The organism is Fibrisoma montanum (assembly GCF_003583365.1).
GTDB classification, from domain to species: Bacteria; Bacteroidota; Bacteroidia; order Cytophagales; family Spirosomataceae; genus Fibrisoma; species Fibrisoma montanum.
The window spans coordinates 98,639-117,435 of record NZ_QXED01000010.1; the positions used below are offsets into that span (position 1 = coordinate 98,639).

The 18,797-nt window shown below is 55.9% G+C and carries 13 protein-coding genes; 9 read left to right on the forward strand and 4 right to left on the reverse strand.

All coding sequences use genetic code 11. The features are described 5' to 3' along the window. Positions 1-77: 77 nt before the first annotated feature. Entirely contained in the window at positions 78-1,166 is a 1,089-nt protein-coding gene (locus tag DYU11_RS27350) for an HlyD family secretion protein (RefSeq protein ID WP_119670923.1), read from the reverse strand. A 171-nt stretch (positions 1,167-1,337) separates the two neighbouring features. Between DYU11_RS27350 and DYU11_RS27355 the strand changes: the two genes are divergently transcribed. The 4 genes from DYU11_RS27355 (at position 1,338) to DYU11_RS27370 (ending at position 8,568) form a co-directional block, all read left to right on the forward strand. Next, positions 1,338-1,838 carry a MarR family winged helix-turn-helix transcriptional regulator gene (locus DYU11_RS27355; RefSeq protein ID WP_119671030.1) on the forward strand — a complete coding sequence of 167 codons (501 nt, stop codon included), beginning with the start codon at positions 1,338-1,340 and terminating at the stop codon, positions 1,836-1,838. Between the two features lie 186 nt (positions 1,839-2,024). Further along, complete coding sequence (locus DYU11_RS27360) at positions 2,025-3,926, forward strand: YgiQ family radical SAM protein (RefSeq protein WP_119670924.1); 1,902 nt, start codon at positions 2,025-2,027, stop codon at positions 3,924-3,926. 231 nt (positions 3,927-4,157) lie between these two features. Continuing rightward, a complete protein-coding gene (locus DYU11_RS27365) occupies positions 4,158-7,175 on the forward strand; it encodes a SusC/RagA family TonB-linked outer membrane protein (RefSeq protein WP_119670925.1) in 3,018 nt (1,005 codons plus the stop codon). Positions 7,176-7,188: 13 nt separating this feature from the next. Then, on the forward strand, positions 7,189-8,568 hold the full coding sequence (locus DYU11_RS27370; protein ID WP_119670926.1) for a RagB/SusD family nutrient uptake outer membrane protein: 1,380 nt from the start codon (positions 7,189-7,191) through the stop codon (positions 8,566-8,568). An 84-nt stretch (positions 8,569-8,652) separates the two neighbouring features. Here DYU11_RS27370 and DYU11_RS27375 read toward each other — a convergent pair whose 3' ends face one another. Next, a complete protein-coding gene (locus tag DYU11_RS27375; protein WP_119670927.1) occupies positions 8,653-9,015 on the reverse strand; it encodes a winged helix-turn-helix transcriptional regulator in 363 nt (120 codons plus the stop codon). Between the two features lie 112 nt (positions 9,016-9,127). On the opposite strand from DYU11_RS27375, the gene DYU11_RS27380 reads away from it, so the two are divergent. Together DYU11_RS27380 and DYU11_RS27385 are read left to right on the forward strand one after the other, a co-directional pair. Then, the gene (locus tag DYU11_RS27380) at positions 9,128-10,051 is read left to right on the forward strand and encodes an SDR family oxidoreductase (protein ID WP_119670928.1); all 924 of its coding nucleotides are present in this window, start codon (positions 9,128-9,130) and stop codon (positions 10,049-10,051) included. Between the two features lie 194 nt (positions 10,052-10,245). Next, entirely contained in the window at positions 10,246-11,043 is a 798-nt protein-coding gene (locus tag DYU11_RS27385) for a carbohydrate-binding family 9-like protein (RefSeq protein ID WP_119670929.1), read from the forward strand. A gap of 90 nt (positions 11,044-11,133) precedes the next feature. On the opposite strand, the gene DYU11_RS27390 is transcribed toward DYU11_RS27385, so the two are convergent. Then, complete coding sequence (locus tag DYU11_RS27390; protein WP_119670930.1) at positions 11,134-12,570, reverse strand: Gfo/Idh/MocA family protein; 1,437 nt, start codon at positions 12,568-12,570, stop codon at positions 11,134-11,136. A gap of 99 nt (positions 12,571-12,669) precedes the next feature. After that, positions 12,670-12,966, reverse strand: coding sequence for an SCP2 sterol-binding domain-containing protein (locus tag DYU11_RS27395; RefSeq protein WP_119670931.1), 297 nt, complete (start codon positions 12,964-12,966; stop codon positions 12,670-12,672). 121 nt (positions 12,967-13,087) lie between these two features. Here DYU11_RS27395 and DYU11_RS27400 point away from each other — a divergent pair, with 121 nt between their 5' ends. The 3 genes from DYU11_RS27400 to DYU11_RS27410 all read left to right on the forward strand — a co-directional run bounded on the left by DYU11_RS27400 (position 13,088) and on the right by DYU11_RS27410 (position 18,736). Next, positions 13,088-13,540 (forward strand): hypothetical protein, encoded by a 453-nt coding sequence (locus DYU11_RS27400; RefSeq protein WP_119670932.1) that lies wholly within the window; start codon positions 13,088-13,090, stop codon positions 13,538-13,540. A 73-nt stretch (positions 13,541-13,613) separates the two neighbouring features. After that, entirely contained in the window at positions 13,614-14,351 is a 738-nt protein-coding gene (locus tag DYU11_RS27405; RefSeq protein ID WP_119670933.1) for a GAF domain-containing protein, read from the forward strand. A gap of 497 nt (positions 14,352-14,848) precedes the next feature. Further along, complete coding sequence (locus DYU11_RS27410) at positions 14,849-18,736, forward strand: PAS domain S-box protein (protein ID WP_119670934.1); 3,888 nt, start codon at positions 14,849-14,851, stop codon at positions 18,734-18,736. Positions 18,737-18,797: the final 61 nt, after the last annotated feature.

An 18,797-nucleotide genomic window follows, 5' to 3' on the forward strand; every position in this document is an offset into this window, starting at 1 on the left:
GGTGGAAAGGCGAAGAGTGAATGGAACCGCTGAGCCCCCTTTCCCCCTCTCCTCCCTTTCTTCCCTTCCTCCTTCTGTTAATTACCTACCTGAACAGCGACTTCTGTGCTGAGCCCTGCCCGCAGTTGATCTTTGTACTTTTGCGGATTCTGGATTTCGATTTTAACCGGCACCCGCTGCGTAATTTTCACGAAGTTTCCCGACGCGTTGTCGGGGGGCAGCAGGGCAAACCGGGCCCCCGTCGCTTCCGAGAGCGATACGACTTTCCCCTTGATGTCCAGGTTCGGATAGGCATCGAGCTTGAGGTTGACCGGCTGCCCGACCTTCATTTTTTCCAGCTGGGTTTCCTTAAAGTTGGCAACCACCCAGAACGTCGAGTCGGCGACGATGGTCATCAGGTTCTGACCGGGCTGCACGTACTGACCTACCACTACGTTTTTCCGGCCAATCTTGCCGTCGATGGGGGCCACGATCCGGGCATAACCGACGCGTAGTTTCGCGCTTTCGATGGCTGCCTGCTTCACCTTCAGCAGCGCTTCCACTTTCTGAATGTTAGCCTGCGCCCGCTGAATAGCCGCCTGCGCTACGCCCTGGGTCGTACGGGCCTGCGCCACCTGCTCAACCGTGGCCTGGTACTGACTGGCCTGTACCTGCGCGGTGTTGCGCGAATCTTCCAGCTGCTTTTGGGTCAGCGATTGCTCTTTGAACAGGTTCTGGTCGCGGTTCAAGTCATTGCGGGCCTTATCGCGACGGATCTCCTGCACCTCGGCGTTTGTTTGCGCTACCTTCAGACCGGCCTGTACGTTCCGCAGGTTCGCCTGGGCATTGGCCAGTTCTGCCCGGGCCGTCTGCAAATCAGCCACGGTTGACTGATAATCGGCCTCCGCCTGCTGCAGAGCCACACCGTATTCCTGCGGATCGATGGTAGCAATGACCTGCCCTTTCTTAACCATTGCGTAGTCGGCTACATTTACTTCCTGAACGTAGCCCGACACCCGCGCCAGAACGGGCGCTGAACTACCTTCAATCTGAGCGTTATCGGTTGTTTCAAACTTCTGATTGTAGCGGTATGACTGAAAGCCGTAGAAGGCGCCCGCCAGCAACACAATGCCGATGATGATGCGGAATAAGTTCTTGCGAAATGAATTGGGTTCTTCGGTTGCCATGAACGTATATCTGCTTGCTGATTGGATGCTTGTTGAAAATAAACTATGTAGTCAACCTATTTGACTATCCTGTCGCAAAAGTAAACCGAGTTGACTACATAGTCAAGAAAGTTGACTATATTTGTACAGACATTGTTCGTGAATTCATGCGAATTATTTTATTTTGCCAATATGATCGTCGAAAAAGACAATACAGCGTTTGACTTTGAGGAGTTTAAGCTCATCCGGGGCCGGGCCCTGGGCCGTCTGATCTGGCGTTTGAAACGGTTCATGGATAACTTCATTGAGCCCCGCCTGCACGCGATGGGTTATACTGATTTCAAAATGAGCTACCTGATGTTTCTGGCTAACATCAACGAAACAGGCATTACAAATAATGAGTTGGCCAAACGCGCCTGCGTGACCAAGCAGATGATGAGTAAAATTGTCAGTCTGCTGGAAACCGAAGGGTATATTTATACGCAGAAACACCCGACCGATTCCCGGTCGAGCGTGATCTTTCTCAACGAGCGCGGGAAGCAGCTTTTCGTCGCGCTGCGGGAGTGTATGCAGGAAGCCCGTAACCACTTCGACGCCATTGTTGGCCACGACCGTATGGAGATGGTCATCGATACGATGGTTGACCTGGTTACGGAACTGGATAAAGACAACGAGTGCCGCACTCAGTCATAGTGCGGCAGCTACGGTTTGAACAGCGCTTCTCTCAACCAGATTTATAGAATTCTCAATTCCCCATAATTCATTCGCTGCCAACTAAATAACCCAGACGCACGCGGCTAAAAAACGACAGTTCAGGCCCGTGTGGATGGAATTATTTTGTAATTTCGATGTTTCTCAGGTAGACTATTGCACGTACTCATGTTTGAACGACCAATTACCGACTGGTTACCGCTGACGAAGCAGGAAGTAGAGAAGAGAGGCTGGGACGAAGTCGATATCGTGTTGGTGTCGGGCGATGCCTATGTGGATCACCCGGCGTTTGGCACGGCTGTGATTGGTCGGATTATGGAGAGTGAAGGTTTTCGCGTAGCCATCATCGCCCAGCCGAACTGGAAAGACGACCTGCGCGATTTCAAGAAATTTGGCCGCCCGAAATACTTCTTCGGGGTTACGGCCGGGTGCATGGACTCGATGGTCAATCATTACACGGCCAACAAGCGCCTGCGCTCCAATGACTCCTACACGCCCGGTGGCGAAGCGGGTTTCCGCCCCGACTACGCGACTATCGTGTATTCAAAAATCCTAAAGGAACTGTATCCCGACGTACCGGTGCTGCTCGGCGGTATCGAAGCGTCGCTGCGCCGGGTCACTCACTACGATTACTGGCAGGACCGGCTCATGCCCTCCATCCTGGTCGATTCGGGGGCTGATATGCTCGTGTACGGCATGGGTGAACAACCCCTGCGCGAGATTCTGAAACTGGTACAGAAAGGGGTGCCGTTTTCATCGATGCGGACCATCAACCAGGTGGCATTTCTGCACGATACCAAAACCGGCGACCTCCGCGATTACAACAACTGGGAAACGGTTGAACTGTCCAGCCATGAAGTCTGCCTGCAGGACAAGATCAGGTACGCGGCCAACTTCAAGATTGTGGAGGTGGAGTCGAACAAGTGGCAGGCCAACCGGATTACGCAGCAGGTGGGCGACCAGATTCTGGTGATCAATCCGCCGTTCAAAACGATGGACGAAACCGAAATCGACAAATCGTTCGATCTGCCGTATACGCGTCTGCCCCACCCGAAATACAAAAAGCGGGGTCCGATTCCGGCCTACGAGATGATCAAGTTCTCGGTCAACATGCACCGGGGCTGTTTCGGCGGCTGTAGCTTCTGCACGATTTCGGCGCACCAGGGTAAGTTCATTGCCTCGCGAAGTGAGAAGTCGGTGCTGAAGGAAGTCGACGAAATCACAAAGCACCCGGAATTCAAAGGGTATATTTCCGATCTGGGTGGACCGTCGGCGAACATGTACAAAATGAAGGGTAAGGATGAGTCGATCTGCGCCCGCTGCCAGAGCCCAAGCTGCATTCACCCGGTGATCTGCTCGAACCTCGATACGTCGCACAAACCGCTGACGGAGCTATACCGCAAGGTCGACGCCAACCCGAAGATTAAGAAGGCGTTTGTGGGTTCAGGTGTGCGCTACGATTTGCTGGTCGACGATTTCAACAAGAACAATGAAGACGGCAACCACGACGAATACATGGAGCAGCTCGTTACGCGCCACGTATCGGGTCGGCTGAAGGTAGCGCCGGAGCATACGTCGGATGATACGCTACGGATCATGCGCAAACCGTCGTTCAAGTACTTCAAGCTGTTCAAGAAGAAATACGACAAGATTCAGGATAAGCACAACCTGAAGCAGCCGCTGATTCCCTACTTCATTTCATCGCACCCCGGCTGCGAAGAGCAGGACATGGCGAACCTGGCCGCTGAAACCAAGGATATGGGTTTCCAGCTCGAACAGGTGCAGGACTTTACGCCCACCCCCATGACGGTGGCTGAGGTTATATACTACTCCGGAGTTCATCCGTACACGTTGAAGCCGGTCAAAACGGCGAAAACCCGCGACGAAAAACAGGCGCAGAACCGCTACTTCTTCTGGTATAAACCTGAATTCAGGGACTGGATTCGGAATCGGCTGAACAAGCTGAACCGCCCCGATCTGGCCGAAAAGCTGGTAGGGGCTCCTAAAAAACCAGACGCCAAAAAATCGACGTATAAAAAGCCGTTCGACTCCCGGAACAAGAAGCGATAAATTCCTATCGGCCGCCTGTAGTTTTCCCGCGGCCTTACATAAGTAATTATAGGTATTGTATATACGTAACGCGGTGGCCTTCGATTGGGGGCCACCGCGTTGCGTTTATACCCAAATTGTATTCATATTCTTACATACTATTTTATTAATCTAGTTTTTAACGCTATTTTAATGCGCCCAATATATCACACCCATATTGGGTATAAATCATCAACCTAAACATATCCATTCATGAGAACAACTACCTATCGCCTGCTGGCCAGGTTTGTGCTGTGGTCGGGGATGTGCCTGTTACACGCAGTCGCTTTTGCTCAGACAACAGTAAGTGGTACAATCAAATCAGAAAACGGTACGCCGATCCCGGGGGCCAACATTGTGGTGAAAGGCACCTCTACCGGTACGACCAGTACGGCCGACGGAACGTACACGCTCAACGTCACGCAGCGCAATGCTACGCTGGTCTTTTCGTCAATTGGTTTTCAATCCAAGGAAGTAGCCGTTGGCTCAGGCAACACCCTGAATGTTACACTCACTGAAGACGTTGCCAATCTGGAAGAAGTGGTTGTGACGGGGCTCGCAACCAGCATAAAACGATCGAACCTCGCCAACGCCATATCGACGGTCTCGGCCAAGGAGCTGATCGGTACAACGCAGATACAAACCGTTGACAATGCCCTCTACGGCAAACTGACGGGCGTAAACATCAACACCAACGGTGGCGCACCGGGCGGTGGCGTTTCCGTTCAGTTGCGGGGTATTTCATCGCTGGTGGGAGCCTCGCAGCCCCTGTATATCATCGATGGCGTCTACGCCAACAACGCCGTGAACCGTACTGGCCGGGGCAACCTGACCGGCGCATCGGCCGTTGAAACCCAGGACGACGCAGCCAACCGGATTTCCGATATCAACCCCAACGACATCGAAACGGTCGAGGTACTGAAGGGACCTTCAGCCGCGGCCATCTACGGGACTCGTGCCAACGCGGGTGTTATCATCATCACCACCAAGCGGGGCACCGCCGGCAAAACCCGCCTGACCTTTGCGCAGGACTACGGATTTGCCGTAGCGCAGCGGCTGCTGGGCGTTGATAGCTGGTCGGAGGCCAAGATCAATACGTTCTTTGCCGCGGCCCGTCGGCCGATCGAACTGGATCGGTTCCGGGCGGCCAATGGGCAGACGTACGACTACGAAAAGTATTTCTATGGCAATACGGCCCCGCTGTCGAACACACGGCTGGGCCTGTCGGGCGGTAACGACAAAACCCGGTTTTACATTTCGGGAGCCTTCACGAACGAGAAAGGCATCATCCGGCGGACGGGCTTCAAACGGTACTCTATCCGGGCTAACATCGATCATAAACTGACCCAGGACATTACGTTGTCGGTTGGCTCCAACTACATCAACAGCAACACCGACCGGGGGTTCACCGGCAACCAGAACAACTCCGGGGCCAGTATCGGCTACAACATCGCCTACGTACCCAATTATTTTAGCCTGTTCCCGGATGCCAGCGGTCGCTATCCCGACAACCCGTATTTCTCGGAGAATCCGGTGGCCGTTACGGATCGGGGCATTAACAACTCCAACGTAAACCGCTTCATTCAGTCGTTCAACCTGACGGCTAATCTCTACAAATCGGAGCGGGCCGTGCTGAAGCTGATCGGCCAGGGCGGGCTGGATTTTGCGCAGAACACGACACAGGTGTACCTGCCTGAGGATTTACAATTCCAGCGGGCGCAGGGCAACCCGGGCGACGTAATCTGGGGAAAAACCGAAAACGTTAACACGAACCTGCAGGCGGCTCTGGTACTTAACTGGAACGTCAGCCGCGTCAACCTCACGTCACAGGTAGGGGTTGTTCGTCTGAATTTCCGGGAGGACCGCCTGCTCAACCGGTCGCGGGGTCTGGCCGGGGGGCAGAACAACCTGCGGCAGGGAACGGTCCAGGAGATTTTTGACCAGCGGTTCCAGTCGGTTACCGACGTAGGCGTATTTGCCCAGCAGGAAGCCAACTGGGAGGATAAAATCATTGCTACGGCAGGCATTCGTTTCGACAAATCGACACTTATCGGCGATGCCAACCGCTTCTGGGCGTTTCCCAAAGCCTCGCTGGCCGTCAACCTGGCCAACTTCAACTTCATCCAGTCGTCGGGTCTAGCCAAGATTTTCTCGCAGATCAAACCCCGCGTAGCCTACGGCGAAACGGCGGGGGTACCGGCTTTCGGTACAACCTTCACCCCACTCAACTCGGCCAATATCGGCGGTTTGCTGGGATCAGTCGTCACCACGGCTGCGGGCAACAATGTCATTGAACCCGAGCGGGCCGGCGAACTGGAGTTTGGGCTCGACTTAGGCTTGTTCAACAACCGCATTTCGCTGGAGGCCACGTATTACGACAAGCAGACGCGGAGCAACCTCCAGAACCTGCAGCTATCGCCCGCCGTTGGTGTCAGCACCATTCCGACGAACCTGGCTCAGTTGCAAAACCGGGGGATTGAACTGGCCCTGAGCGTTGTCCCGGCACAGCTCGCCAATTTCCGCTGGAACACCCGGCTGATGTGGTGGCGTAATAACCTGCTGCTGACCCGGCTGGGTATTCCGCCGTACAACCTGGGGGCGTTTGGGGTAACCCTGGGTACGTTCCTGTATCAGGAAGGGTTCTCGCCCACGACCATCGTCGGAACCCGGCCGGCACGTGATGCCACCGACACCCCGCTGGCCGAGAATGTACGCACGGGGGCTTTTGTCCTGGGTAACAGCCAGCCCGATTTTCAGATGTCGTGGCTGAACGAGTTCACGCTGTTCGGCAAAGTTGACATCAATATGCTCTGGCACTGGAAACAAGGGGGCGACAACATCAACCTGACGCAGTTCCTGATGGATTCGGGCGGCACAACGCCCGACTGGAACGATGACGACAACGGGGATGGCACTCCCAATGGCCGGCAGCGCGGCCTGGCTCCGCACAACGGCGCCGACCGCTGGGTGCAGGATGCGTCGTACGTCCGGCTGCGCGAGGTCGCTGTTTATTACAACCTGCCGGTACAGTCTTTCGGCAAGTGGTTCAGCAACCGCGTGTCGCGGATCCGCATCGGTGCATCGAGCCAGAATCCATTGACGTTTACGAAATACTTCGGCTACGACCCGGAAACCTCTACGTTTGGCGTGCAGGCCGTTGGCTCAGGGGTCGACATTGCCCCCTACCCCACGCAGCGTCGTTTCTTTGGCCATCTCGTTGTTGAATTCTAAGCCGTATTGACCCATGAAAAAACTTCTTATATACATACCGATGCTCGCAGGGCTGCTCCTGCTGAATGCCTGCAGTTTCTTTGAACTGGAAGCCCCGAACGATCCCAATAACCCGTCGCTGGGCAGTGTATCCCAGAATGCCTCGCGGACACAGGTGCAGAACCTGGTTACCGGGCTGGAATCGCGCCACCGCGACTACGTATTTACCGTAACGATGCTGTATGGCACCATGGGTCGCGAACTCTGGTACCTCAATGCCTCCGACCCACGCTGGCAAACCGACTGGCTGGGTATAAACGGGCGCACTGCAACGGCCAATATGTTCGGCTATCTGCCTACGTATCAGAACCCTTATTTTGCAATTCGGCAGGCGCTGACCACGATTGACGCCGTTCGGAATACCAATGCGTTTACGGATCAGGAAAAGAACGCCGTATCCGGCTTTGCCAAAACGCTGATGGCGTATCAGTACCTGGTTGTGGCCATGGGGCAATACGACAACGGCATCCGGATCGACGTCAGCGACTTGCAGAATCCAGGTCCCTTTCTGCCCATCAACGAAGCCCTGGCCCAGATCAAGCGCATCATCGACGAAGGCGATACGGAACTCTCCAACGCGGGTACGGGCAATTTCCCCCTGCGCCTGACGAGTGGCTTTACCGGAAATGGATTCGGGACAATTGCCGCCCTACGTCAGATGAACCGCGCTATTGCCGCCCGGCTGGCTGTGTACCAGCAGGACTGGCAGGGGGCAATCTCGGCCGTAAACAGCTCGTTCTACAACGCAACGGGTAGTCTGGACGCGGGACCGGCCCATACCTACGGCGCTCCTCCCGACTCGTTCAACCCGCTGTTTTTTGTGTTGAACGCCAACGTAACCACCATGATGGTCGTTCATCCGTCGGTGCTGCGGGACACGATCCCCGGCGATGCGCGGGTACGGACCAAGTTCTTCCGGCGAACCGCGCCCGTTGCGGTTACCGCCGACGGTACGTCCCTGGCCGGGCTGTTTCAGGACCGGCGGTTTCCAGTCAACACGAGCGAGGTTAAGTTTATCCGCAGCGAAGAGCTGGCTCTGATCCTGGCCGAAGCCAACGCGCAGTTAGGCAACACAACGGCCGCCGTTGCCGCGATCAACCGGGTGCGGACAGCCGCCAGCATTGGTCCCTACACCGGCGCTACGACCCGCGATGCACTGATCAACGAAATTCTGTTTCAGCGCCGGTACTCACTCTGGGCCGAGCCCTGGGGGCACCGCTGGGTCGATCTGCGTCGCTACGATCGGCTTAACGCCCAGAACGTAGATGTAACGATCGATCGGGGCACCATTTTCCGGCAACTGGCCCGTCCGCAGGCAGAAATCAACTGGGACGAGTACGTAAAGAATCGCTGATTGCCCAACTCTGCAACCCGGATAAACCCGAAGCCTTTGGACACACGTTGTCCAAAGGCTTCGGTGCTTTTCGGCAATACGGTATCAGGCCGGCAGGCTCTCCACCACTACCGGATGCATGATCCGTTTGCGGTGTTTCTTTCCCCAATCGCCCAGCGCAACCATCACGCTATCCAGCGAACGACCGTAGTCAGTCAGGCGGTAGTCTACCGATACGGGCATGGTTGGGTACACGCGTCGCTCAATCAGCTCGTTCATTTCAAGCTCTTTCAGTTCCTTCGACAACATCCGGGGCGTAATGGTACCAATGGCCCGTTCGATTTCGCTGAACCGCATCGGACTTTCCGAGAACAATAACGTCAGAATAAGCAGCTTCCATTTGCCGCCAATAAGCTCCAGCGTATCGGAGATCGAGCGGAGGTGCGCCGTGCAGTACGTTTCTTTCATGTTGATTCTCAGCGACTATTGTAAAGTATAGTACTATACAAAAGTATAGCCATATAATTTGTATACCAACTCCCTCTCACCTTTGTGGCGTAGTTTAACTAAACGATCCGTCATGAATATCAACAAACCGCTTAACGTACTTGTCTACGGTGCCACGGGCTCGCAGGCCGGCGCGGTCCCGACGCGGCTGCTGGAACGCGGCCATCAGCCGTACGTACTCACCCGCTCGACCCACAAGGCAACGCACCATGCGCAGGCCGGAGCAATTATTGTAGAGGGCGACATGGCCGACGCCGACCGGTTGCGCGAACTCAGCGAGGGCATGGATGCTGTGTCGTTGCTGATCCCGTTTTTCGCTAACCCCGCCGAGGTGATCAACTACGGCCGTCAGGCAATCGATGCCGCTAAAGCCGCCGGGGTAAAGCTGCTGGTCTGGAACACGAGCGGGTTTATTCTGCCCGTCCGGACGGGGAATCCATCGATCGACGTACGCATTGACATCCTGGACTACCTGCAAGGCAGCCGCTTGCCTTACGTCGTGCTGCAGCCCAGTGCCTACCTTGAAAACCTGCTCGGCCCCTGGACGGCCCCCTTCGTTGCCAACGAAAATCGGGTAGCGTACCCGGCCCCGGGCGATATGCCGATCAGCTGGATTGCCTCCGACGATGTCAGTGCCCTGGTTGTGGCCGCCCTCGAACGCCCCGAACTAGCGGGCGCCAACTGGCCGATCAGCGGTCTGGAAAACCCGAATGGTCCCGCCCTGGCCCGGGCCTTTTCCGAAGGATTAGGCCGCCCCATCGACTACTACGCCATGCCGCCACGCGACTTCGGGGGTATTCTGGATCAATTGTTCGGGCCAGGGGCAGGAGCCGCTGCGGCCAGCGAATACCAGCGGATGTGGGACTTCCCCGACCAGCGCCCGGACTTCCGGGCGGATATGCAGCCGGTATTGGACAAGCTCCCCGTTCGGATGACGTCCATCAGCGAATGGGTTGCCCGGCACAAAGCCGTTTTTGCCGCGCCCGTTCCGGTTTAGATTGAACAGAGTTTATTCGAATACGTACCTAGTCTGACTATACCAATGCCGGGCTGGGTACGTGTGTTTTTCGGCGGAGTAGCGGGCAGTACCGATGGGTGCCCCTACCCGATCGGGCGAATTAGTCGGTTGGTCCTGATGGTAACGGCATCGACATAACGGGATTCGCCGTATGTTTGGCTAAATAATCGGCCATGATACAGCCTTACATTGCCCGAAAAATCGACGAGACCATAGCCATCAACGGCGACACCACCAAACCGGTCTGGCAGTCGGCTACGTGGAGTCAGCGCTTTGTCGACATGGTTACCGGCGCGGCCGGCCTTTATGATACGCGGGCGGCCATTCTCTGGAACGACACCCATCTCTACGTCGCGTTTGCAACCGAAGAACCCTTTGTGGAAGCCCACCTGACCCAGCGTGATTCAATCATTTTCCTCGAAAACGACCTCGAACTCTTTATCGACGGGGGCGACTGTTACTACGAACTGGAGGTAAACGCCCGCAACACCATTTACGAAGTGTTTTTCATCTGGCGCGACGCCTACCAGCGGGGTGGCCGGTTCGACGTACCACTTTTCGACGTCCACCAGCCGCAGGCCATGACCTTCGGGGGCGACTACGACCGCAGCGGCCCTTCGTTCTGGCACGGCACTCATCCCCGTGGTACGCGCTGGGCGTTTCTGAACTACGATATGCCGGGACTGCAAACGGCCGTTCAGATCGACGGTACGTTAAATGACAACAGCGACATCGACCGGGGCTGGAGCCTGGAAATTGCCATTCCGTGGCAAAGCCTGACGTGGCTGGCCAATGGCCGCTCGCTCCCACCGCAGCCCGGCGATCAGTGGCGGCTTTTCCTCGGCCGCTTCCAGAAGCTGACCGTTTCGGGTCAGGAAGTGCAGCCTCACCCGGCCATGGTTATGACCCCGCACGGGCTGTACGATACCCACCAGCCCGACCGCTGGAGCGTTGTGGAGTTTCAAAGCTGACACCGGGCCGTATTGATGATGTAGCAGGGACCGTCGTTTTCCAGTGGTAGAACGCCTTTCCTCCCTCCTCCCTTTCCTCCTTTTGTCCCCTTATAAAGAATACCCCCCATTGTACTGGCGCTTCACGAACTGGTTGGCGAAATCGAAGTTGGTGATTCGCATGTGTTCGCCGTCCCAGAACAGTTTTTTCCGACCCGGAAAGGTAGAGCCGCGTCCGTCGGCCCGGTCTTCGCGGGCCATGTAGCTGCGGGTAGCCAGATTGCCCATCAGCACCGTTTCGGTCAGTGGTCCGGCTTCCTCAAACGAGGACGATGTGTAGGCCCCGTAGCCCTGTTTGCAGGCTTTGACCCACTGCTGCTGGTGGCCTTCGGTTTTACCCTCCACGAGCGGTTTTTCGGGCGTCGGCAGGGGTTTGTTCTCAAACTTGTCGCGGGGGAGCAGAATCGGGTCGTTGCCAAACAGATTACCCGCCAGCATCCCTTTCGTACCGATAAACAAAACGCCCCCATCGATGCTGCGAAAAACATCTTCGTACGCGACGCCTTCCGGTAGCTGCGGGCGGATGCCGCCGTCGAACCACGACAGTTTAATCTCTTTCACCTTCCGATCTTCCGAAGGAAACGTAAGGTGAACAGCGGCCGAGGGTGGGCAGACATCGTCAAAGAAGGCTTCCTGAAAGAAATCGGCGTACACCGACCCAACACTGCACTCGACCGAGGTCGGGTATTTGAGCTTCAGCGCCCGGAACGGTACGTCCATGAAGTGGCAACCCATGTCGCCGAGGGCACCCGTACCAAAATCCCAGTAGCCCCGCCACCGGAACGGCATATACGCTTCGTGATACGCCCGCGCCGGGGCCGTACCGAGCCACAGCGGCCAGTTCACTTCGGGCGGAACCGGCTGCGACTCGCCTTTATCTTTAGGCGACTTCACCCCCTGCGGCCAGACGGGGCGATTGGTCCAGCAATAGACCGTATGTACGTGTCCGATCGTCTTGTTCTGAATGGCCGTTTCGATGATCCGCGTCGCATCACCACTACTGCCCTGGTTGCCCATCTGCGTCACTACCTTAAACCGGCGGGCGGCTTCCGTCAGCATCCGGGCCTCATAAATGTCGTGGGTGAGGGGTTTCTCTACGTACACGTGCTTGCCAAGCTGCATGGCGGCCATCGCAATGGGCGCGTGCATATGGTCGGGCGTGGTTATGATTACCGCGTCGAACGTCTTACCCGATTTATCGAGCAGTTCGCGGTAATCCTGGAAATAGGGAGCGGACGGAAACTTTTCGCGGTATTTTTTGGACTGCCGGTCGTCAACGTCACACAGGGCGACGATGTTGTCGGAGCCGTTGTTATACGCCTGCTGAATGTTAAAATCGGCTTTCCCGCCACAGCCGACGGCCGCAATATTCAGTTTGTCGGAGGGTGCCGTAAAACCCTTTCCTAATACGTGCCGCGGCACGATATAAAACGCAGCCGCCGTCAGGGCACTGGTTTGCAGAAATTTACGTCGTGAGGGGTTAGGCATAGTCAAAGAGCGAATGAGCGAATTAGTGAATTGCGAATGAGCGAATATACGGAATCGCTTATTCACTAACTCGCTCATTTACTAATTCACTCATTAACCTCACGCCATCACCTGGCCCATCTTCATGGCTACGCCCATGTCGCCTTTTACTTTTAACTTGCCGGACATAAACGCCATCATGGGGTTCAGGTCGCCGGTGCCCATCCGCACCAGATCATCCACCTTGACGTGCAGTTCGCAGTCGGCGGGCTGGTCGTCGTTCGACACAACGGCCGGCGATTGGGTGGCATCGATGTAAACGACACCCTGTTCGGTTACGATCTTGGCCGTTGCGTTCAGGCTGTCGGCGTGAGTAGCTTTGGTGCGGATCTGTTCAGTTAGTTCCTGGAGGTTCATACGAATTGCAAGTTGTTGAGTTTTCACTATTGAAACTCTCGCACGAAAATAAGGTTTTTAGGTATAGCGGACGGTTGTCCGTTTCAAACGAGTAAAAGCGGGTCATAGCCCGCCTGCTAGCATGCGTTCCCAATTTCTAACCCTTCTTTGCGTATTAACCTTTCTGAGTTGCGGCTGGGGCCTCATCGATTCGGCCGTTTCGTTCTGGCGGACGGATGCCATTTCGCAAACGCCCTACATCAAACGGACGTTAACCCCCGAGCAGCAAAAACAACAGCCTACCGAATACTTCGAAGACCGGTCGTCGGGGGATGCGCCGATGCCCGGCGATCCGGAAGAGATCCGGTCGCTGGCCATTGCCCAGTTTGCCTATTCGCTGCTGACACTGATTGGGGCAATCCTGATGTTTCAGCTCCGCCGGATTGGGTTCTGGGTTTATCTGCTGGGCGTACTGATCGGCTTGATTCTGCCGTTCGTACTGGCCGGCAGCGACGCCTTCCTGCATACATTCGGGGTCTTTTTCAGTGTGATCTTCGCTGTGCTCTACGGCTTTAACCTCCGCGACATGCGCTAGCGCTTCTGGCCGGGCCGTTACAATTGCGTTCGGATTTGTCGCTATCTTTGATGTTTATCACCGTACTTATCTGATGAAATCAGCTCCCCTACCCGACGACGAACCGGCCCGCCTGAAAGCCTTAACGTCATACAACATCCTTGATACGTTGCCGGAAGATGTGTACGATGACATAACGCGGCTGGCTTCGGAGATTTGCCGGACGCCTATTTCGCTGGTCAGCCTCGTGGATAAAGACCGCCAGTGGTTTAAATCAAAACAGCGACTGGCCGACGATGAAACCCACCGCGACTACTCGTTCTGCGCCCACGCTATTCTAAAGCCCGACGAAATTTTTATCGTTCCGGACGCCCGGGCCGACGATCGTTTTTTCGACAATCCCTACACGGTCGGCGATCCGCGCGTGGTGTTCTACGCCGGCGTACCGCTGGTAAATCCCGAGGGGCATGCGCTCGGCTCTCTGTGCGTTATTGACCACCGCCCCCGAACCCTTACGGACAACCAGCTGATGTCACTCAAGGCTCTGGCGAAATGGGTTAGTACGCAGTTTGAACTCCGTAAAACACAAATGGCACTCGATGAAGCCCGGCAAAAACAAAAAGCCGACCACCAGGCCATCATCACGACCAGGTATGCGCTCCAGACCGATGCTCAGCCACTGCTTCAGTCTATCATTACAGCGTCGAATACCCTGGCCGACAATGACCCTCGTCCCGATCAGGCACCCCACATCTCTGCCATTCAACAGAACGGCCACTCCCTCGGTCAACTGCTGAAGACTCTTTATACGGGTAAGGGGTCGGCGAAATAAGCAATACACCCTTATAACCCATTCTCTTTCCTGCTGGGGACTACCCGATTCCAGGTGTAGCAGCATCAATTTTACCCAAAACTGGTCCGCCTGACCAGTTTTGGGTGATACGCAAAATCTATTCTGACGTATAATTCTGTAACTTTGTCTCATCCATTGAGTACAAAATGGAATAGCCGAATAGCTCACGGTGTTTCGCTGTGGGCTATTTTGTTGTTTTTCAAGTACCTCCGGCAATCAGTATCCAGCCTGGGAAGTAACAAAGCCCGCTGGTTTTCAGTAGTATAGAGTATGAGTTTTAACGAGCCGGGGATCTTAGTATATTCGGGGCACTGAACTGTTCATTGCAGACGGCTGCTGGTGCGGCACGTTCGTTATGAAGCAGCGTCCCGGCCATTTCTTGCTGTACATTCATCAAACCGTGTATTGTTCAGGTAACAAATGGGTTATGCGCTGCACTTTCTTTTCCGTAAACACCAATTAAGTTAAAGGTACGCATGCCTGACCACCAAAAACCCGTTGAAGAGTACACCACATCGGCCCATGAGCGTTTTGACCTTATGGCCCGGGCGACTCATGATATTTTCTGGGACTGGAATCTGCAGACTAACCAGATCTGGCGGAATAAGGGGTTTGAAACGTTGTTTGGCAGCCAGACAGAAGCGATTGAACCGGGGGTAGAATTCTGGTACGACCGCATTCACCCCGACGATAAAGAACGGGTTGTCAAACGAATTCAGGAAGTTATCGAGCAAGGCAGCGAGTGGTCGGACGAATACCGGTTTCGGCTGGCTAACGGTTCTTACGCCTACGTTTACGACCGAGGGTTCACCATTCGCCACCACGGCAAAGCCATCCGGATGGTGGGTTCAATGACCGACATATCCGACCGCATCCGGTTGCAGCAGGCACAGCAGGAAAAACAGGAAGAGTGGCACATTGCCCTGGAGTCGGCCGAGTTGGGCACGTGGAATCTGAACCCGGCAAAGGGCCTGCTGAAATGGGACGAGCGCTGCCGGTCGTTCTTCGGCTATTCGGCCGGGGAGTTCATCGCGCTCGCCGACCTGCTGGACCACGTCCACCCTGACGATCGCGCCGAGGTCGATGCAGGAATGAAGCAGGCGTTGCAGACGGGGTCAGGCAGTCGATTCGCCCGCGAGTTCCGCATCGTCGGGGCCGGAGATAAGCACCTGCGGTGGATTCGCTGCCGGGGCAAAGTGTCGGCCGGCGACCAGAGCCGACCGTATCGATTCGCCGGAACCATGCTCGACATTACCGAAGAGCGACGCCGGGAAGATGCCGTGCGGAAAGTTGAAAACCGGTTTCAGACGGCCTTCGACAATGCCTCGGTAGGGATCGTTATCTCTGAACCCGACGGTACGTTTATCCAGTTCAATAAGGCGTTTTGCCAGATGACCGGCTATCGGGCCGACGAGCTCCAGACCAGCAACTTCACCCTTGTTCTGCACCCCGACGAACTCCCTGATTTTCATAATCGGCTGCAAACCGTACCGCCCGGCGCGGAAAATACCATACATGTCCAGCGTCGCTGGGTCCGGAAAGATGGCCGGGTCATCTGGACCGACAGCCAGTCCACCATCAGCTACGATGATGCCGGGCGCCCGGAAAGCCTCTTCTCCATCGTTAAAGACATTACCGCCGACGTAGCGCTGCGGGACGAACAGCAAAAGCTCCTGACGCTGGTCGAAAACAGCCAGAGCTTTATGGCGATTGCCACGCTCGACGGACGAGTTACCTACGTTAACCGGGCCGGCCGGGAACTCGTCGGCCTTGGCGAAGCAGACTCGGTTACCGAAAAAATTGTGGCTGATTTTTACGCACCGGAGCAGTTCAGCCTCATCCGCGACGTCGCCGTTCCGACCCTGCTGAAACAAGGGCACTGGTCGGGGCGCGTAGCCCTGCGGCATTTCCAGACGGGCGAATCGATTCCCTGCCACGCCAGCGGAATCCGGATCGACGATCTGCGTACGGGCCAGCCCATCGGCCGGGGCTTCACCATGCGCGACCTGCGCCCGGAACTAGCCGCCGAAGAAGCCCAGCGAAAACTGCTTACGCTGGTCGACAACAGCGTTGAACTCATGTCGATTCTGGAACTGGATGGCAGAAACTCCTACCTCAACAAAGCCGGGATGGAAATGCTCGGTTTCGATTCGTTTCAACAGGTACAGGAAACGCCCATCTCCGACCTCCACGCGCCCGAGCATTTTTCGCAGGTAGAGCAGGACGTACTGCCCTCCGTCATGAACCTCGGCCGCTGGTCGGGCAAGATGCTGGTCCGCAACCTGAAAACCGGCGACATTTTTCCGGTATTCAACAACACGATCCGGATCGACGATCCCGTCAGTGGCAATCCGATTGCCGTAGGGGCCGTTATGCGGGACATGCGCCCGGAAATGGCTACCCAACGGGCCCTGATGGAAAGCGAGGAACGGTTCCGGAGTATGATCATGCAGGCACCAGTTGCCATCGTTCTGCACCGGGGCCCTGAGCTGATCTTCGAATCGGCCAATGATTACATGCTCAACATGCTGGGCCGGACCGCCGAAATCATAGGCATGCCCCTGTCCGAAGCGCTTCCCGAAATTGTAGATCAGGGGTTTATTGACCTGTACAAAGGCGTTTACACATCCGGCAATCCGTATTATGGCTACGAAACGCCCGTCAAACTTTACCGCAAGGGCCAGCTGGAAGATTGCTTCTTCAATTTCGTTTACGCACCCGTCCGCGATACCGACGGCTCCATCAACGGCGTGCTGACGGTGGCTACGGAGGTTACTCCGCAGGTCAAAGCGAAAAAAGAACTGGAAGAAAGCGAAAAACGATTCCGGAATCTAGTCCTGGATGCGCCCTTCGCCACGGCCGTTTACGCCGGTCCGGATATGGTCATCCAGCTGGCTAATGAAGCCATGCTGCGGTTATGGGGCAAAGACGCATCCGTAATCGGCAAAAAGCTGCGCGACGCATTGCCTGAACTGGAAGGGCAGCCGTTCCATCAGCTGCTGACCGATGTGTATACCACCGGTGTAACGTACCGGGCCACCGAAGACCGCGCCGATCTGGTGGTTGACGGCGTGTTGCAGAGCTTTTACTTCACTTTCTCCTACAAACCACTGCACGACGCTGACGGGACGGTGTACGCCATTCTGAACATGGCCGTCGACGTAACGCACCACGTGCTGGCCAAACAAAAGCTGCAGGAAGTGCAGGAGGGGCTCAGCGAAGCCGTTGATCTGGCCGAGCTGGCCACCTGGACAACCAACCTGGTGACCGGCGATATGACCTCCTCCGACCGGGTGAAAGACTGGCTGGGTGCTACCGAAGCAGTTACGCCCGAGTTCATCTCCAGGTGCATCCATGAAAAAGATCGGGAGCAGGTTGACCAGAAGATTCTGGCGGCCATGCACCCCGAATCGGGCGGACGGATGGATCTGGAATACACCATTGTGAACCAGCAAACCGGTCAGGAGCGCATTTTACGTACGCAGGCCCGCGTGCTGTTTACCGAAGAGGGGATGCCGTACCTGATTCGGGGCACCTCGCAGGACATTACGGCCCAGCGGATGACGGAGCATGAACTGGAAAGTCAGGTTCAGCTACGCACGGAAGAACTCCGAAAATCGAACCTACAGCTTCAGCAATCGAACCAGGAACTGGAACGCTATGCCTACGTAGCGTCGCATGACCTGCAGGAGCCGTTGCGCAAGATTCAGCTCTACGCCAGCCTGCTTTCCGAGCGACTGCAATCGAACATCAGCCAGGAAGATCTCGATTACCTGACCAAGATGCGGGAATCAGCCCACCGAATGTCGGTGCTGATCAAGAACATTCTTGACTTTTCGCGCACCAATCAGGAATCCCGGTTTGTCCGGGCTGTCAACCTGACCGACACCGTTACGGCCGTTTTAAAGGATTTCGACCTGCTGCTGAGCCAGAAGAAGGCCCGCGTCAACTACGACGAACTTGGCACCATCGACGCCATTCCTTTGCAGATGACGCAGTTGTTCTACAACCTGATCAGCAATGCCCTCAAGTTTGTGCGGGACAACGTACCACCGGTCATTACCATATCAGCCCGTCAGCTCACCCCCGGGGAGTTGGCGGCCCGCGAGCACCTGAACCAGCAGGTACCGCATTGCGAAATCATCGTCGCCGACAACGGCATTGGCTTCGATCCGGCGTTTGCGCCGAAAATCTTCGGGTTGTTCCAGCGGCTCCACCACCGGCAGCGCTTCGAAGGAACCGGCATTGGCCTGGCGTTGTGCCAGCGCATTGTGGTGAACCACCAGGGCGAGATCTGGGCCGAATCCATTGAGGGACAGGGCGCTACGTTCCATGTTATCCTGCCTGTGCAGCAACCCATGTAGCCACGGCTGGCGCATAGACGGGATACGGTAGCGGCCGGTACTGCACCGGCCGCTACCGTAT

Bases quoted from the DNA above. Each gene is read 5' to 3' on its own strand.
- DYU11_RS27390 (WP_119670930.1), bottom strand. From the start codon at position 12,570: ATGCCTAACCCCTCACGACGTAAATTTCTGCAAACCAGTGCCCTGACG.
- DYU11_RS27355 (WP_119671030.1), top strand. From the start codon at position 1,338: ATGATCGTCGAAAAAGACAATACAGCGTTTGACTTTGAGGAGTTTAAG.
- DYU11_RS27375 (WP_119670927.1), bottom strand. From the start codon at position 9,015: ATGAAAGAAACGTACTGCACGGCGCACCTCCGCTCGATCTCCGATACG.
- DYU11_RS27350 (WP_119670923.1), bottom strand. From the start codon at position 1,166: ATGGCAACCGAAGAACCCAATTCATTTCGCAAGAACTTATTCCGCATC.
- DYU11_RS27410 (WP_119670934.1), top strand. From the start codon at position 14,849: ATGCCTGACCACCAAAAACCCGTTGAAGAGTACACCACATCGGCCCAT.
- DYU11_RS27395 (WP_119670931.1), bottom strand. From the start codon at position 12,966: ATGAACCTCCAGGAACTAACTGAACAGATCCGCACCAAAGCTACTCAC.
- DYU11_RS27400 (WP_119670932.1), top strand. From the start codon at position 13,088: ATGCGTTCCCAATTTCTAACCCTTCTTTGCGTATTAACCTTTCTGAGT.
- DYU11_RS27370 (WP_119670926.1), top strand. From the start codon at position 7,189: ATGAAAAAACTTCTTATATACATACCGATGCTCGCAGGGCTGCTCCTG.
- DYU11_RS27360 (WP_119670924.1), top strand. From the start codon at position 2,025: ATGTTTGAACGACCAATTACCGACTGGTTACCGCTGACGAAGCAGGAA.
- DYU11_RS27380 (WP_119670928.1), top strand. From the start codon at position 9,128: ATGAATATCAACAAACCGCTTAACGTACTTGTCTACGGTGCCACGGGC.
- DYU11_RS27365 (WP_119670925.1), top strand. From the start codon at position 4,158: ATGAGAACAACTACCTATCGCCTGCTGGCCAGGTTTGTGCTGTGGTCG.
- DYU11_RS27405 (WP_119670933.1), top strand. From the start codon at position 13,614: ATGAAATCAGCTCCCCTACCCGACGACGAACCGGCCCGCCTGAAAGCC.
- DYU11_RS27385 (WP_119670929.1), top strand. From the start codon at position 10,246: ATGATACAGCCTTACATTGCCCGAAAAATCGACGAGACCATAGCCATC.